This is a genomic window from Streptococcus cristatus, from assembly GCF_003943465.1.
In the GTDB taxonomy this organism is placed as follows: Bacteria; Bacillota; Bacilli; order Lactobacillales; family Streptococcaceae; genus Streptococcus; species Streptococcus cristatus_C.
On the sequence record NZ_RJPR01000002.1, the window covers coordinates 212,127 to 227,111 of the forward strand.

At 43.1% G+C, this 14,985-nt stretch carries 17 protein-coding genes and 1 pseudogene; 5 read left to right on the plus strand and 13 right to left on the minus strand.

All coding sequences use genetic code 11. From position 1 onward, the window contains the following. The first annotated feature begins 3 nt into the window (after window positions 1-3). Both D8793_RS03565 and D8793_RS03570 read left to right on the plus strand, forming a co-directional pair. Window positions 4-939 carry a DHH family phosphoesterase gene (locus D8793_RS03565; RefSeq protein ID WP_125370605.1) on the plus strand — a complete coding sequence of 312 codons (936 nt, stop codon included), beginning with the start codon at window positions 4-6 and terminating at the stop codon, window positions 937-939. Window positions 940-1,044: 105 nt separating this feature from the next. Next, a complete protein-coding gene (locus tag D8793_RS03570; RefSeq protein WP_048763695.1) occupies window positions 1,045-1,287 on the plus strand; it encodes a type B 50S ribosomal protein L31 in 243 nt (80 codons plus the stop codon). Window positions 1,288-1,444: 157 nt separating this feature from the next. Here the strand turns inward: D8793_RS03570 and D8793_RS03575 are convergent, their stop codons facing one another. From D8793_RS03575 to cdaA, 6 genes are all read right to left on the minus strand, one after another. Beyond that, the gene (locus D8793_RS03575; RefSeq protein WP_045499399.1) at window positions 1,445-1,600 is read right to left on the minus strand and encodes a hypothetical protein; all 156 of its coding nucleotides are present in this window, start codon (window positions 1,598-1,600) and stop codon (window positions 1,445-1,447) included. An 11-nt stretch (window positions 1,601-1,611) separates the two neighbouring features. After that, on the minus strand, window positions 1,612-2,922 hold the full coding sequence (obgE, locus tag D8793_RS03580) for a GTPase ObgE (protein ID WP_125370606.1): 1,311 nt from the start codon (window positions 2,920-2,922) through the stop codon (window positions 1,612-1,614). Between the two features lie 52 nt (window positions 2,923-2,974). Then, on the minus strand, window positions 2,975-3,103 hold the full coding sequence (locus tag D8793_RS03585) for a DUF4044 domain-containing protein (protein ID WP_065426516.1): 129 nt from the start codon (window positions 3,101-3,103) through the stop codon (window positions 2,975-2,977). 195 nt (window positions 3,104-3,298) lie between these two features. After that, window positions 3,299-4,651: a phosphoglucosamine mutase gene (gene glmM, locus D8793_RS03590; RefSeq protein ID WP_125370607.1), complete on the minus strand. Its 1,353-nt coding sequence runs from the start codon at window positions 4,649-4,651 to the stop codon at window positions 3,299-3,301. 29 nt (window positions 4,652-4,680) lie between these two features. Next, window positions 4,681-5,430, minus strand: coding sequence for a CdaR family protein (locus D8793_RS03595; protein ID WP_125386867.1), 750 nt, complete (start codon window positions 5,428-5,430; stop codon window positions 4,681-4,683). After that, on the minus strand, window positions 5,417-6,274 hold the full coding sequence (gene cdaA / locus D8793_RS03600) for a diadenylate cyclase CdaA (RefSeq protein ID WP_125370609.1): 858 nt from the start codon (window positions 6,272-6,274) through the stop codon (window positions 5,417-5,419). Before cdaA ends, D8793_RS03595 begins: the two co-directional genes overlap by 14 nt. A gap of 107 nt (window positions 6,275-6,381) precedes the next feature. Between cdaA and murT the strand changes: the two genes are divergently transcribed. The 3 genes from murT to D8793_RS03615 are packed head-to-tail and all read left to right on the plus strand — an operon-like array spanning window position 6,382 to window position 8,782. After that, window positions 6,382-7,725, plus strand: coding sequence for a lipid II isoglutaminyl synthase subunit MurT (gene murT, locus D8793_RS03605; protein WP_125370610.1), 1,344 nt, complete (start codon window positions 6,382-6,384; stop codon window positions 7,723-7,725). Next, window positions 7,725-8,510, plus strand: a complete 786-nt coding sequence (gatD, locus tag D8793_RS03610; protein ID WP_125370611.1) for a lipid II isoglutaminyl synthase subunit GatD — start codon at window positions 7,725-7,727, stop codon at window positions 8,508-8,510. The genes murT and gatD overlap by 1 nt, the downstream gene beginning before the upstream one ends. Before the next feature lie 14 nt (window positions 8,511-8,524). Next, entirely contained in the window at window positions 8,525-8,782 is a 258-nt protein-coding gene (locus D8793_RS03615) for a LapA family protein (RefSeq protein WP_045499381.1), read from the plus strand. A 26-nt stretch (window positions 8,783-8,808) separates the two neighbouring features. Here D8793_RS03615 and lepB read toward each other — a convergent pair whose 3' ends face one another. The 7 genes and pseudogenes from lepB to D8793_RS03650 all read right to left on the minus strand — a co-directional run bounded on the left by lepB (window position 8,809) and on the right by D8793_RS03650 (window position 14,963). Next, on the minus strand, window positions 8,809-9,366 hold the full coding sequence (gene lepB, locus D8793_RS03620) for a signal peptidase I (protein ID WP_125370612.1): 558 nt from the start codon (window positions 9,364-9,366) through the stop codon (window positions 8,809-8,811). A 151-nt stretch (window positions 9,367-9,517) separates the two neighbouring features. Beyond that, window positions 9,518-11,467, minus strand: coding sequence for a threonine--tRNA ligase (thrS, locus tag D8793_RS03625; RefSeq protein WP_125386868.1), 1,950 nt, complete (start codon window positions 11,465-11,467; stop codon window positions 9,518-9,520). Between the two features lie 92 nt (window positions 11,468-11,559). Next, the gene (locus tag D8793_RS03630; RefSeq protein WP_125370710.1) at window positions 11,560-11,916 is read right to left on the minus strand and encodes a hypothetical protein; all 357 of its coding nucleotides are present in this window, start codon (window positions 11,914-11,916) and stop codon (window positions 11,560-11,562) included. 35 nt (window positions 11,917-11,951) lie between these two features. Then, a pseudogene (locus D8793_RS12385) lies at window positions 11,952-12,144 on the minus strand (hypothetical protein). Window positions 12,145-12,247: 103 nt separating this feature from the next. Next, complete coding sequence (locus D8793_RS03640; protein ID WP_125370614.1) at window positions 12,248-12,613, minus strand: hypothetical protein; 366 nt, start codon at window positions 12,611-12,613, stop codon at window positions 12,248-12,250. Window positions 12,614-12,649: 36 nt separating this feature from the next. Beyond that, on the minus strand, window positions 12,650-13,963 hold the full coding sequence (locus D8793_RS03645) for a glycosyltransferase family 4 protein (RefSeq protein WP_125370615.1): 1,314 nt from the start codon (window positions 13,961-13,963) through the stop codon (window positions 12,650-12,652). A gap of 1 nt (window position 13,964) precedes the next feature. Beyond that, window positions 13,965-14,963 carry an LTA glycolipid anchor biosynthesis glycosyltransferase, IagA/BgsA family gene (locus tag D8793_RS03650; RefSeq protein ID WP_125370616.1) on the minus strand — a complete coding sequence of 333 codons (999 nt, stop codon included), beginning with the start codon at window positions 14,961-14,963 and terminating at the stop codon, window positions 13,965-13,967. Window positions 14,964-14,985: the final 22 nt, after the last annotated feature.

The following is a 14,985-nucleotide window of genomic DNA, read 5'->3' on the forward strand; positions in this document are numbered from 1 at the left end:
ACAATGAGTATCTATAGTAAAATTCTGAAAAAAATTAAGGAATACGATAAAATTATCATCCACCGCCACATGCGCCCCGACCCAGATGCAATTGGCAGTCAAGTCGGCTTACAAAAACTTCTCCAGCTCAACTTTCCTGAAAAATCTATCAAAGTAACAGGTTACGACGAGCCTAGTCTTACTTGGCTAGCAAAGATGGATGAGGTCACAGATGCGGACTATGAGCAGGCCTTAGTAATCGTATGCGATACAGCCAACACTCCCCGCATTGATGATCAGCGCTACAGCATGGGCGACTTTTTGATTAAAATCGACCATCATCCCAACGATGATGCCTACGGAGATTTGCTGCTGGTTGATACTGATGCTAGTAGCACAAGCGAAATTATCGCTCTTTTTGCTTTCGAGAATCACTTAGAAGTAAATGACTATATCGCTAAACTTCTCTATGCTGGCATTGTTGGGGATACAGGGCGCTTCCTCTATCCAGCGACTACTGCACGCACATTTGAGGTAGCTGGAAAACTCCGCCAATACGCTTTTAATTTTTCAGAGCTTTCTCGAAAAATGGACTCCATCACGCATCAAGTTGCCAAACTCCAGGGCTATGTCTACGATAATCTAGAAATTGATGAGAATGGTGCTGCACGCGTTATCCTATCTCAGCAATTATTGAAAGAAAATCAGCTGACAGATGCTGATACTTCAGCCATTGTAGCTGCACCCGGACGAATCGAAGATGTCCAAATGTGGGCCATCTTTGTCGAACAGCCTGACGGCCATTATCGTGTGCGGATGCGCAGTAAATTTACTCCAATCAATGAAATTGCCAAGCAACATGATGGAGGTGGCCACCCACTTGCCAGCGGTGCCAATGCTTATTCCAAAGATGAAGTGGACTTAATTTATCAAAAATTAAAAGAAAGAGCAAAAAAGTAAGAAAATCATCCAAAAGACTTGTCAAATCATTTATAATTTGATAAACTATCAAAGTAACTAATCTATGGCTCGCAAAGAGTCCATGGCAGAAAGGATTTTTTTAAAATGAGAAAAGACATTCACCCAGAATACCGTCAAGTTGTATTTATGGACACTACTACTGGCTACAAGTTCCTTAGCGGTTCAACTAAACGTTCAAACGAAACTGTTGAATTCGAAGGTGAAACTTACCCATTGATCCGTGTCGAAATTTCATCAGACTCACATCCATTCTACACTGGACGTCAAAAGTTCACTCAAGCAGATGGACGTGTGGATCGTTTCAACAAAAAATACGGTCTCAAATAAGAACTGTATTGACATTAAAAAGAATGTTGATACAAAGCCAAATCCGAGAAATCGGATTTGGCTTTTTTTATTTTTCAAATAGAAAATCCTTTGAAATCTGGAATGAGGCAGCATGACTACTGTCACTCATTCCTTCATCTCAAAGGATTGGTTTCAATTATTGATTTTCTTTCAATTTTTCTCGCTCAAGACGAAGTTTGCGATTTGGATTCAGCCGATTAAAGAGTTCTTCCAGCTTTTTTGCATTCCAAACATCTGCTGCTGAGACAAAGTTGCCATTTTCGTCTCGAAAAGATATTGGTTTATCACCCATTACATATCTCCTTAGTCAACAAATTCAAACTCAAACTTACCGATGCGCACCAAATCTCCGTCCTTGGCACCACGCGCACGAAGCGCCTCGTCAACGCCCATACCACGCAACTGACGGGAGAATTTCATGATGGACTCATCACGGTCAAAGTTAGTCATTGTAAAGAGTTTTTCTAGTTTATCACCTGAAAGTACCCATGTAGCATCATCATCACGGGAGATTTCGAAGGCTGGTGCTTCTTCATCAAAGCCATAATAAGCCTCGTCTTCCATATCGGATTCTTCATAAAGTAGAAACTCAGGTGTCTTATCCAGCAACTCAGCCGTCGCATCCAAGAGCGTGGCAAGCCCCTGCTTGGTCAGACTAGAAATAGGGAAAATCTGCGGCAACTCTTCAAATTCGTCATAATTGGCAGCCAGTTTTTTCTTGAATTCTTCCAAGTTTTCTGCGCTATCAGGCATATCCATCTTGTTGGCTACAATGACCTGCGGCCGTTCCATCAAGCGCAAATTATAGGATTCTAGCTCTTTATTGATCGCAAGGTAATCTTCATAAGGATCGCGACCCTCACTGGCAGACATATCAATAACGTGCAAAATGACCCGTGTCCGCTCAATATGTCGAAGAAACTGGGTACCTAGACCTACTCCCTGACTGGCTCCTTCGATCAACCCTGGCAGATCGGCTACGGCAAAAGATTCCCCAGACTGAGTCCGAACCATGCCCAGATTAGGAACAATCGTGGTAAAGTGATAGGCTCCGATTTTCGGCTTAGCTGATGTAATCACACTCAGAAGTGTTGACTTACCAACCGAAGGAAAACCAACCAAACCAACATCGGCCAGCACTTTTAGCTCCAGCAGTAATTCTCTTTCCTGACCGGGTTCCCCATTTTCAGAAATTTCCGGAGCAGGATTTTTAGGTGTGGCAAAGCGAATATTGCCACGACCACCACGACCGCCATGCGCTACGACGAAACGTTGACCGTGCTCAATCAAATCCGTCATGACCTTGCCAGTTTCAGCATCACGAACGGTCGTCCCCTGCGGTACACGGACAATCAAATCCTCCGCTCCTCGACCATGCATTCCCTTAGTCATTCCTTTTTCGCCTGATTGAGCCTTGAAATGACGGTTGTAACGGAAGTCCATCAAGGTACGCAGTCCTTCATCCACGACAAAAATCACATCGCCGCCACGACCGCCATCGCCGCCCCAAGGTCCACCATTGGGTACATATTTTTCTCGGCGAAAGGCTACCATGCCATCGCCGCCCTTGCCAGCCTTGACCTGAATCTTGGCTGTATCTAAAAACATACTCATATAAATTCTCGCTTCTTTTTTACTCTAAAAAAACGCCTTGCAGCGTTTAGGATTAGAAGATTACGCCGATAGCTTGTGCAAAAATTGCACCAATCGTTACAAGTAACATGATTACCACGACCAGCATTGTCAATTTTTCAAATCCAGTTTTTTTACGTTGTCCGTTATCTCCAAAAGCCACTTTATTACCTCAATTCCTAGATTACTCCCTATATTTTAACACGATTAGCATACTTTTTCAAATATTTACGAGATGAAAAAGAAAAAGAGAGGTTTTACTCCATTATCCAAAAAATCCTAAAAGATATTTATGAGAATAATTTAAAAAGATTGAAGAACTCACTCCAAATAGGAGGCTTCTCCAATCTTTTGACTTTTATTCGATACCAATTTCAGCACGGACAACATCCGCAATCGTGTCCACATAATAGTCCACTTCTTCGTGAGTTGGCGCTTCAGCCATGACACGCAGAAGCGGTTCTGTCCCACTTGGGCGGACAAGGATACGGCCGTTTCCTGCCATTTCAGTTTCCATTTTTTCAATAATGGCTCTGATGGCCGGAACTTCCATTGACTTATCCTTCATAGCATTTTCGACACGGATATTGACCAATTTTTGTGGGTAAATGGTCACTTCTGCCGCAAGTTCAGACAAGCTCTTGCCAGTTTCTTTCATCACTTTGGTTAATTGCACTGCTGACAATTGACCATCACCAGTAGTATTATAATCCATGATAATGACATGTCCAGATTGCTCACCACCTAGATTATAACCTTTCTTGCGCATTTCTTCTACCACATAGCGGTCACCAACGGCAGTCACTATTTTATTGATGCCTTCGCGCTCCAAGGCTTTGTGGAAACCAAGGTTGGACATAACGGTAGTCACAATTGTATTTTGGGCCAATTGGCCTTTTTCAGACAGATACTTGCCGATGATGTACATAATCTTATCACCATCTACAATATCGCCATTTTCATCAACAGCAATCAAACGGTCGCTATCGCCATCAAAAGCGAGACCAATTGCCGCACCTGACTCACGGACTGTTTCTTGTAAGCCTTCTGGATGAGTAGAGCCTACATTTAAGTTAATGTTGAGACCATCTGGATTTTCTCCGATAACAGTCAGCTGGGCACCCAAATCAGCAAAAATTTGACGGGCGCTAGTTGAAGCAGCGCCATTTGCCGTATCGAGGGCAACGTGCATTCCTTCAAGATCTAAACCTGTTGAAACAAGATATTGTTGGTACTTACGCAGGCCTTCAGGATAGTCCACGACTTTCCCTAAGCCCTCAGCACTTGGACGTGGAAGGGTATCTTCTGCTGCGTCCAGCAAAGCTTCGATTTCAAGTTCGCGTTCATCATCCAGTTTATAACCATCGCCACCAAAGAATTTGATGCCGTTATCAAGAGCAGGATTGTGGCTAGCCGAAATCATGACACCCGCGCTAGCTTTTTCGGATTTAACCAAGTAAGCAACACCTGGAGTAGCAATCACACCAAGTTTGTAGACGTGAATCCCCACAGAAAGCAGACCTGCAATCAAGGCACTCTCCAGCATTTCTCCCGAAATACGTGTATCACGGCCAACAAATACCCGAGGAACTTCACTTTCGTGTTGGCTCAGAACATATCCACCAAAACGGCCCAGTTTAAAGGCCAATTCCGGCGTTAATTCCACATTAGCTTCTCCACGAACACCATCGGTTCCAAAATATTTACCCATTTTTAAAATTTTCCTTTCAAATCTTGCATTTATTTACTAGATGAATTCGAACTTGAGCTCGATTTTGAGCTTGACGAATTCGAATGTGTGGTTTTGGTCGTAACTTTCATCGTTGTTTCAAACGGTGTCACAACACTTGGCAAAACATTCCCATTGGCATCCATAGCCTGCAAGGAAGCTGCCCCACTATAATTTCCTGAAATAGTGACATTGCTTGGTAAAACTGCTGCGACATGATTAACTTTTTCCAAAGTTTCTTCATCGCTTGTCACTGTCACTTCTTCNTGCTCCAAGCTCACATTTGTGATAAAGATATCTTCTGCAACCTGACTGCCTGTGATGAGATACTTCACTGGCACTTTCTTGCTTGCTTTCTTACCTATCTTGACTGAAATTTTTTGCGGATTGACCGTAGCAGACAGGCCGCTAGGTAGATTTTCGACTTTCAGCTGCACTTCGACTGTTCCTTCTGATGCATTGGATAAATCCGCTACCACATGGAACTTCCGTGTACTTTCCTGCATTTCGCTACTTAAAGCCACTCTATTAGAACCCGTCAAAACAACGCTAGCTTCGGAAGTGAAGCCGCTAATGAAGTACCGTTCACTATCATACTTGATATCAATCGGGACATTAGAAATCGTATTGCTGTAAGTTTCCGAGGTCACTTGGCGAATGCTGATACTATTTTGAAAACTACTAGACGTCGCATAAATAAACAAAACCAAAGCAAAAAATAAGGAGGAGATAATATAGAGAATTTTTTTACTTTGTTTCATTCTTCCATCCTCCTAGGATACGATTCTTTAGGCTCATTTTCTCATGCTTGTCTGATAAGAGAACTTCCCGCAGCTGTGATTCGAACTCGCTCAAACTCAAGTCATGCTTGAAGACTCCATTATGTGTCGTAGAAATACCGCCTGTCTCCTCAGACACGACAAAAGTAAAGGCATCTGAAACTTCTGAAAGGCCAATCGCAGCCCGGTGCCGAGTCCCAAATTCCTTGGAAATACCTGTGCTTTCTGTAAGCGGCAAATAGGCACAAGAGGCAGCGATCTTATTATCTTTGATAATAACTGCCCCATCATGCAGAGGCGTATTAGGAATGAAAATATTGATCAACAGTTCCCCAGATATATCCGCATCCAGAGGGATTCCCGTTGCAATGTATTCCTGCAACGTTCGAGCGCCCTGAATAGCCACCAAGGCACCGATCTTACGCGGACTCATGTAAGCCACTGCCTTAACAAAGGCTTGAATCAATTTCTCCTCGCTGCTGACTGGCGTGGCTGAAAAAATCTCGGTCGCTCTACCTAGCTTTTCAAGACCAGTCCGAATCTCAGGCGAGAAAATCACCACCGCCGCAATGACCCCGTAAGTAATAACCTGATTGATCAACCATGAAATAGTCGTCAAACCAATGATATTCGCTAAAAACTGTGCCAAGATAAAGAAGAGCACTCCCCGAACCAGAATCATAATTTTGGTTCCGGCAATTGCTTTGGTAAAATGATATAAAATCCATGTAACTAAAGCAATATCAATAATGTTGATTAAAATATTCCAAGGATTACTGAATACATTAGCCCAGTATTGGAGATTGGTTAATTGTTGAAAGTTCATTGCATAGTGGCCCTCCCAGTCAAAAACAAACAGTTCTCAACCATTATATCACTTTTAAGAATATTTTTCTGTAACCTTCTTTACTTTTTTATGATAAAATATTTCTTATGAAGATAAATACAGCATTGGGCCTCCTAGCAGGCAAGTCCTCCCACTTTGTTCTCAGCAAAATGGGACGCGGCTCGACTCTGCCAGGGAAAGTTGCCCTCACATTTGACAAAAACATTCTGCAAAACTTGGCCAAGAACTACGAAGTTGTGGTTATTACTGGAACCAACGGAAAAACTCTGACTACAGCTTTGACAGTGGGCATTCTCAAGGAAGCTTTCGGAGAAGTGGTGACCAATCCTAGCGGTGCCAATATGATTACGGGAATTACCACGACCTTCCTAACAGCTAAAAAAGGGAAATCTGGCAAACATATCGCAGTGCTGGAAATCGATGAAGCCAGCCTGTCTCGGATTTGTGATTATATCAAGCCTAGCCTCTTCGTCTTTACCAATATTTTCCGTGACCAGATGGACCGCTATGGTGAGATCTACACAACTTACCAGATGATTCTGGATGCTGCAGCTAAAGTACCTGAAGCAACTGTGCTGATGAATGGTGACAGCCCCCTCTTTAACTCGGTCAGCCTGAAAAATCCTGTCCGCTACTATGGATTTGACACGGAGAAAAGCCAACCTAAGCTAGCACACTACAATACCGAGGGTATCCTCTGTCCTAAGTGCGAGCATATCCTCAAGTACGAGCTCAATACTTATGCCAATCTCGGAGCTTACATCTGTGAGGACTGTGGCTTCAAGCGCCCTAAGCTAGACTACAGCCTGACCGCTCTCAAAGCACTTGAGCATAATCGCTCTGCCTTTACCATTGATGGACAAGACTATCAGATCAATATCGGTGGTCTCTACAATATCTACAATGCCTTGGCCGCTGTGTCAGTTGCTCAGTTCTTCGGAGTTGAGCCGGCTACCATCAAGGCTGGCTTTGACAAGAGCCGGGCTGTCTTTGGCCGTCAGGAAACTTTCAAAATCGGCAATAAGGAATGTACCTTGGTCTTGATCAAAAATCCGGTCGGAGCCACCCAAGCCTTGGAGATGATTGAGCTGGCACCTTTTGACTTTAGCCTATCTGTCCTGCTCAATGCCAACTATGCAGACGGTATTGATACCAGCTGGATCTGGGATGCTGATTTTGAGAAAATTCTAGAAATGAATATTCCTCAGGTCATTGCAGGTGGTGTGCGCCACTCAGAGATTGCTCGTCGACTGCGCGTGACGGGCTATCCAGCAGATCAGATTACCGAAGTCAAAGATTTGGAAGCCGTCTTTAAGTTGATTGAAGAGCAAGAAACCAAACACGCCTATATCCTAGCTACTTATACCGCCATGCTGGAATTTCGTGAATTGCTGGCAGAGCGACAAGTAATCAGAAAGGAGATGAACTAATGGTTTATAGATCCCTCGTTTCTCCTGAAAACCAGGATTATCACTATGACTTAAAAATCGCTCATCTCTACGGCGACCTTATGAACACCTATGGCGACAATGGCAATGTCCTCATGCTCAAGTATGTAGCTGAAAAGCTAGGCGCTAGGGTTGAGGTTGATATCGTCTCCCTAGAGGATGACTTTGATAAGGATAGCTATGACATCGTCTTCTTTGGCGGAGGTCAAGACTATGAGCAAACGATCGTGGCTCGTGACCTGCCAGCTAAAAAGGAAGCTTTGGAAAATTTCATCAATGACAACGGCGTTGTGCTCGCTATCTGCGGCGGTTTCCAACTTCTAGGCCAATACTATATCGAAGCGTCTGGCCGTCGAATCGAAGGACTGGGCATCATGGGACACTACACTCTCAACCAAGTCAAGAATCGCTATATTGGTGACATCAAGATTCATAACGAAGAATTTAACGAAACCTACTACGGCTTTGAAAATCACCAAGGACGGACTTTCCTCTCTGACGACGAAAAACCTCTGGGCAAGGTCGTCTATGGAAATGGCAACAACCTAGAGGATGGTTGCGAAGGCGTTCATTATAAAAATGTCTTTGGCTCCTACTTCCATGGCCCTATCTTGTCCCGCAACGCAAACTTAGCTTATCGTCTCGTGACCACTGCTCTGAAAAACAAGTATGGCTCTGCCATTGAACTTGCAGCCTATGAGGATATCCTAGCCCAAGAAACTCAAGAAGAATATGGAGATATCAAGAGCAAGGCTGAATTTGAATAATTAGGAGAATCATTATGAAAGAAAAATTACACTATATCCTGCTATTGATTACCATCCTATTGGTTGCTAGCATTTCTTTAGCAAATATGCAGAGCGTCAATGTTAGCTTTATCCTTTTCAGCTTTAAACTTCCCTTAATCATTTTGATTTTGGTCTCTGTCCTCCTAGGCTCTATTACAACCTTTCTCATCAGCATGTCTAAAAACTTCTCGCTGAAAAAAGAGCTTAAGAAAACCAAAGAAAGTCTTAAAACGTCTCAAAAAGAAAACTAGGTTGGAATTTCCAGCCTAGTTTTTTGCTACTTCGTTTCAATAAAACCAAATTTGTTTAAGGGAGACACGCGAAATTCTACACTTCCCTTAATCTGCTCTTTTTTGATCAGACCAAACTCACGGCTATCTTTCGTATTTTCTCGCCGATCATTTAAGATTAAATAAGAATTTTTAGGGATGGTATCAGAAGTCGCTCCTTTTAAGTCAACAACAGAAAAATCGTGGGTATAATAGCCCGTGCTGGCAGCCGAAGCCAGATATTTCTCTCGCATCTTTTCGATATATTGCTCTGATTGCACCTGATCGTTCAGATACAGCAAGTTATCCATATAGGTCACCTTGTCATTTTCCATAGCAATGACACGGCCGACATATTCTTTTCCATCGACCTCATAGAGAGCAAATTCCCCACGAGCAAGCTTGGCTGTCTTATCCGCCAAAACCAAATCATTTTCCGCTAAGAAAGAATTGGCATCTTGCTTGGTGATACGATAAGGTGTATAGACAAATAAGCGTAGCCCCATCAGAATGGCAATAAATACCGTCACAATGATAATATTTCTCAGTAAATCTCTCTTTAACATCTCTCTCCCCTGTCCTTTTATTCTATTATATCATTTTTCATGGGATTAGACAAAACACAGGGATGAGAGAGGATTACGTTTAACAAAATTGTAAAAAATGAAAAGGCAAAGCCTATTGAGGAGCTCCCTCAATCGAATTTGCCTTTTTATTTTAATCTTCTTTAGCCACGCGTGATTTGTTGGCGATATCAGCCAGGATAGATTCAACAAAGTCATCAACTGAGACAGTGTGTGTTTCTTTTTGGCCGTAGCGGCGAACGTTGACTGTTCCGTCTTCCATTTCCTTATCTCCAACGATCAATTGGTAAGGAATCTTGCTGGTTTGAGAAGCACGGATCTTGAACTGCATTTTTTCATTGCGCTCATCCACATCGACACGGACACCACGGTCACGGAGTTTCTTAGCCACTTCCCATGCATAGTCCACGTGTTTTTCGTTAGATACTGGGATGAGGGTCACTTGATGTGGTGCAAGCCATGTTGGGAAGGCACCCTTGTAGTTCTCAATCAAGATAGCTGTGAAGCGCTCCATGGTTGAAATAACCCCACGGTGGATCATGACTGGACGGTGTTCTTCCCCGTCAGCCCCAATGTATTTAAGGTCGAAGCGTTCTGGAAGCAAGAAGTCAAGCTGGATAGTAGAAAGGGTTTCTTCTTTTCCAAGGGCTGTCTTAACCTGGATATCCAATTTTGGTCCGTAGAAGGCTGCTTCACCTTCAGCTTCAAAATAGTCAACGCCCATTTCATCAAGTGCTGCACGAAGCATAGTTTGGGCGTTTTCCCACATCTCATCGTTGTCAAAGTACTTGTGAGTATCTTGAGGGTCACGAAGAGAGAGACGGAAGCGGTATTCAGTCAAGTTGAAGTCTTCATAAACATCGATAATCAACTGAAGGGCACGTTGGAATTCTTCTTGGATTTGTTCTGGAGTAACAAAGAGGTGACCGTCGTTGAGTGACATTTCACGCACACGTTGAAGGCCAGTGAGGGCACCAGATTTTTCGTAACGGTGCATCATCCCAATTTCAGCGATACGGATTGGTAATTCACGATATGAGTGAACATGGTGTTTGTAGACTTGGATGTGGTGTGGGCAGTTCATTGGACGAAGGACAAATTCCTCCCCGTCACCCATGTCCATGGTTGGGAACATGTCTTCTTGGTAATGATCCCAGTGACCAGAAGTCTTGTAAAGCTCCACAGAAGCAAGTGGTGGAGTGTAAACGTGTTGGTAGCCAGAAGCCAATTCCTTGTCGACAATGTAGCGCTCCAATTCACGACGGATAGTCGCACCATTTGGCAACCAGAATGGAAGTCCTTGACCAACCTCTTGTGAAATCATGAAGAGATCCAGTTCTTTACCAAGTTTACGGTGGTCACGTTCTTTAGCTTCTTCTCGCATTTGAAGGTAGTTCTTCAAGTCTTTCTTGTCAAACCAAGCTGTACCGTAGATACGTTGCATCATAGCATTGTCGCTATTTCCACGCCAGTAAGCACCAGCTACATGGAGAAGGTGGAAGATTTGGATGCGACCAGTTGACGGAACGTGTGGTCCACGGCAAAGGTCCACGTATTCACCCTGACGGTAGATAGTCAAACCACCTTCGTCTTCTGAGTGTTCTTCAATTAATTCCAACTTGTAAGGGTCGTTCTTGAAGATTTCACGTGCTTCGTCTTTGGTTACTTCCTCACGAATAGATGGGAAGTTTTCTTTGACGATCTTCTTCATTTCTTCTTCGATACGAGGAAGGTCTTCGTTAGAGATTTGACCAGCTGTGTTGTCCGTATCGTAGTAGAAACCATCTTCGATAGCTGGACCAACCCCCAAGTGAATATCTGGGAAAAGGCGACGGGCTGCTTGAGCGAACAAGTGGGCAGCTGAGTGACGCAAGATTGGAAGAGCATCTTCGTGATCAGGTGTCACGATTTCGATGGAACCATCTTCGGTGATAGCACNAGTCGTGTCGATGAGTTTGCCGTTGAATTTACCAGCCAAGGCTTTTTTAGCGAGGGAATTGCTGATGCTTTGCGCAATTTCAAAAGTTGTAACGCCAGATTCGAATTCACGAACAGCGCCATCTGGGAAAGTAATCTTAATCATGGTTTTCTCCTTTAAAAAATTATCGTATTTTTATAACTGAGGTTTGAAGAACTGGGAAACTAGCTATCAACAAAGAATGATAACAATCAATTTCATTTTAGCTTTTTCATTCTAAAAATAAAGAAAAGCGTAGAAATAAATAGATAGCCTACCAAAGAAAGAATAAGAGACAGATATTCCTCCTGAGTCATCTCACCTCTCATGTATATTCTTATCGGATAACTTTTGATCGCATTGACCAAATAGATACCAGCTGTCAAACTTAAAAGATATCCTGTTATAATGAGTTTCTTGTTGTTGAAAAACATTAAGATACCAAGAAAGGGGGCAAGAAATGGCAAGAGAGGAATGAGTAGAAAAAATGAAAAGACGACAATATTTTCCGTTCCCCATAGACTGAGCGTATTCATTAGCCAGACATAGACTAATAGGAAGGTACAAGCCATCATCCAAGATAAATATTTCTTCAAATCTATCACCTCATTCAGCTCTTGGCTAAATTCATTTTAACTTTGTCGTAACTATTCTCCATACAAAAAACGACATCCTCGAAAGGACGTCGCAACGTGGTTCCACCTTCATTTATGCAAGTCAAAAAGACCTACACCTCTGATTGGCTCTAACGTAGCCACCGTTTTATGTTTGCATAAAAGCTGATAGAGTAGTCCCAACTGCATCCTCTACGCGATTTCCAGCTCCACGCGCTCTCTAAAAGATTTCCTGCAGGTGATATGTCTCTAAGAATTATTATAGCACGATTGAAAAAATTTGCAAGAACTTTTATTGGTTTTCAGCTCTGCTATTTTTCCTAGTAAATCTATAAATCACATGCCCCAAGCCATTTCCAGCTAGTGAGAAAAGGAAATAGGCGGCATGATAAAGAGGAATCCACTCCCCAAAGGTGAAAATAGTCAAGAAAAATAAGAGGGCAACCAAGAAAGAAAAGCGCAAAGAAAATCCATATAAAGCTGCATAGAGCAGGGATACCAACAAGGTTGCCAGAGGAGAGTAGATGAGAACATTTCCAACTACTAGCCCCTTACTTAAGATGGAATCCATTGGCCCATACCGTAACAGTATATAAAAGACAAAATAGAAAAAGAAAAGGGGGAGCAAAAAGAATATTTCTTTTTTATGGACTTTCATAAGAGCACCTCCGTTCATTAGGCCTTATGAGAAAGTTTATTCCCAATATTTCCGAATATTCTTTATCTGCTTCTTAGAGGCTTTTATCATCCTAGTTGAGCTGTTTACCGGCAGTGACATGATTTTTCCTGGCAAATAGACAATGGTCTTGGCTAAGCGTTTGGCCATCGTTTCTTCAGGATTGAGATCGTTATGAAAATCCTTGCTAATGGTCAAATCCAAATAGAATTCATAGATTCGACGACCAAAATTCTCGGCGGAAATCTCGTATAATTTATCGGCTAGCTTTTTCTCGTCCATGTCTGGCGTTGCCAAAATGGCCTCCAAAATAGCCCCTGCTAAATCTCGACTTTCATAATAAAGCGTACCAAAGGCTTTATCGCTGATTACATTGTCCAGATAAGGATTGCCATGGGCGATGATGGGCGTACCGCTGGCTAGACTTTCCAGATAAGTCAGCCCCTGCGTCTCACTGGTTGAGGCTGAGATAAAGAAATCTGCCGCCTTATAGTAGAGGGCCGTATCGCTCGGTGCAATCATCCCTGTAAAAATGACTGAATCCTTAATATGAAGCTGGGTTACCAAGGCTTTTAAGTCCTCAGCATAAGGTCCATCTCCGACAATGACCAACTTCACCTTGGCATTTTCTTCCAAAACCATTGGCAGTGCTTCAACAATCGCCTGGATATTTTTCTCGTAGGATATTCTGGATAGACTGAGCAGCATGACTTCATCTTCCGCTATGCCCAGCTTAAAGCGCAGTTTCTTGATGTCTTCCCGTGAGAGTTCTGGGCGGTCAAATTTGGCCAAGTCGATTCCTGTCGGAATAACCCGTTTTTCTGCCTTGATTTTGTAACCGACCAAAAGATCGTAAACAATCTCAGATGGACAAATGACACCATCCAAATCGCTCATAAAACCACGCACGATGTACTTGACCATACTTGGACGAATGACCATGCCCTTGGCAAGATAGTGCACATAGTCCTCATATTGGGTATGGTAGGTGTGAACCACTGGAATCCGCAGTTCCTTGGCAATCCAGATGCCCAAGAGACCCAGCGAAAACTCTGTCTGGGTATGGATAATGTCCAGCTGATACTGGCGAGCAATTTCTAAGGCATTGGAAAAACCACGATAAGCCACGCGCCGATCCTTAAAAGCGAAGAAAGGCACGCTGGGAATACGGATAATCTGCCAATCTTCATAACGATTGACATCCTTGTCCGTCGTAGTAAAAATAAAGACTTTGTGACCTAGTTTCTCTAGCTCAGTCTTGAGGGTGCGAATGCTCGTCGCCACCCCGGAAACCTGAGGAAAATAGGTATCTGTAAAAAGACCAATCCGCATATCACATCTCCAAAACTGTTTGGTAAGCCTTGACCAACTTAAGCGCGACGTCATCGATAGAGCGACTCTCCGCAACACGATAGCCTGCTTCACGTTTATCTACTTTTCCGTCGAGAACCTTACGAAGCGATTCGACAAACTCATCTACATTATGACAAAGCTCCGCCGAATCTTCATCAATCCATCCATTATAAACAGGAATATCACGCAGGACCACGTGTTGGCCGCTGGCCAGCGCTTCTAGGACCACAATCCCTTCAGTCTCTTCATAAGACGGGAAAAAGAAGGCATCGCTGCCTGACATGGCTCCTTGAAAAACTGCGCCTTTGAAATAACCTGGAAATTCCACATTTTCTGGATGATTATAGAGGACAAGATCTCGAATTTTGCGCGGAATAAGCCAGAGATTGATAGAGCCCAGCCAGATAAAGCGGACATCTGGCATTCTGCGAGCTACTTCGACAAAGTCTTCGATTCCTTTTCGTCTGAAATAAAGGCCGGCACAAATTACGACTTTCTGCCCCTCTGCAATCTGAAAATGTTTTTTAAAGACCTCTTCCTTGCGTTCATCTTTCTTGTATTTCGACAGGTCAATGCCGTTTGAGACAGCCATAATGGGCGTCGTCACACCGTAGGATTCAATCAATTTTTTTGAATACTCAGACGGAGTAATGATGAAGTCCGCCATTTTATACATGTGCGCTAGATATTTGCCAAACAAAGGTGCAAAAAGATTGGATCCAATAAAAGAATTTTCAAAGTCTTCTTTGGTCGAATGTCCGTGCATGATCACTTTTTTGCCTCTCCGCTTAGCTGCATGGAGAAGAAGCAAGCTACGAGGTCCGTAAGTATTGATGTGCACGACATCATAATCTCCTAAAACATCTGTGGTATAAGGAATTCCTGCCAGATCCAGTGCATGCATTTGATGCTGCAAGGCGCGGCCGATGCCTGATTTTTCTAAAACAGACTTTCCTTCTAGATATAGTAATACTTTCATATCTTCTATTATACCCAAAAGA

What these genes read in the sequence shown, in the direction of transcription:
- D8793_RS03565 (WP_125370605.1), top strand. Translation starts at nt 4, where the DNA reads ATGAGTATCTATAGTAAAATTCTGAAAAAAATTAAGGAATACGATAAA.
- D8793_RS03645 (WP_125370615.1), bottom strand. Translation starts at nt 13,963, where the DNA reads ATGCGGATTGGTCTTTTTACAGATACCTATTTTCCTCAGGTTTCCGGG.
- D8793_RS03630 (WP_125370710.1), bottom strand. Translation starts at nt 11,916, where the DNA reads ATGATGGCTTGTACCTTCCTATTAGTCTATGTCTGGCTAATGAATACG.
- D8793_RS03570 (WP_048763695.1), top strand. Translation starts at nt 1,045, where the DNA reads ATGAGAAAAGACATTCACCCAGAATACCGTCAAGTTGTATTTATGGAC.
- murT (WP_125370610.1), top strand. Translation starts at nt 6,382, where the DNA reads ATGAAGATAAATACAGCATTGGGCCTCCTAGCAGGCAAGTCCTCCCAC.
- glmM (WP_125370607.1), bottom strand. Translation starts at nt 4,651, where the DNA reads ATGGGTAAATATTTTGGAACCGATGGTGTTCGTGGAGAAGCTAATGTG.
- lepB (WP_125370612.1), bottom strand. Translation starts at nt 9,366, where the DNA reads ATGTTAAAGAGAGATTTACTGAGAAATATTATCATTGTGACGGTATTT.
- D8793_RS03615 (WP_045499381.1), top strand. Translation starts at nt 8,525, where the DNA reads ATGAAAGAAAAATTACACTATATCCTGCTATTGATTACCATCCTATTG.
- D8793_RS03650 (WP_125370616.1), bottom strand. Translation starts at nt 14,963, where the DNA reads ATGAAAGTATTACTATATCTAGAAGGAAAGTCTGTTTTAGAAAAATCA.
- D8793_RS03640 (WP_125370614.1), bottom strand. Translation starts at nt 12,613, where the DNA reads ATGAAAGTCCATAAAAAAGAAATATTCTTTTTGCTCCCCCTTTTCTTT.
- D8793_RS03575 (WP_045499399.1), bottom strand. Translation starts at nt 1,600, where the DNA reads ATGGGTGATAAACCAATATCTTTTCGAGACGAAAATGGCAACTTTGTC.
- cdaA (WP_125370609.1), bottom strand. Translation starts at nt 6,274, where the DNA reads ATGAACTTTCAACAATTAACCAATCTCCAATACTGGGCTAATGTATTC.
- obgE (WP_125370606.1), bottom strand. Translation starts at nt 2,922, where the DNA reads ATGAGTATGTTTTTAGATACAGCCAAGATTCAGGTCAAGGCTGGCAAG.
- gatD (WP_125370611.1), top strand. Translation starts at nt 7,725, where the DNA reads ATGGTTTATAGATCCCTCGTTTCTCCTGAAAACCAGGATTATCACTAT.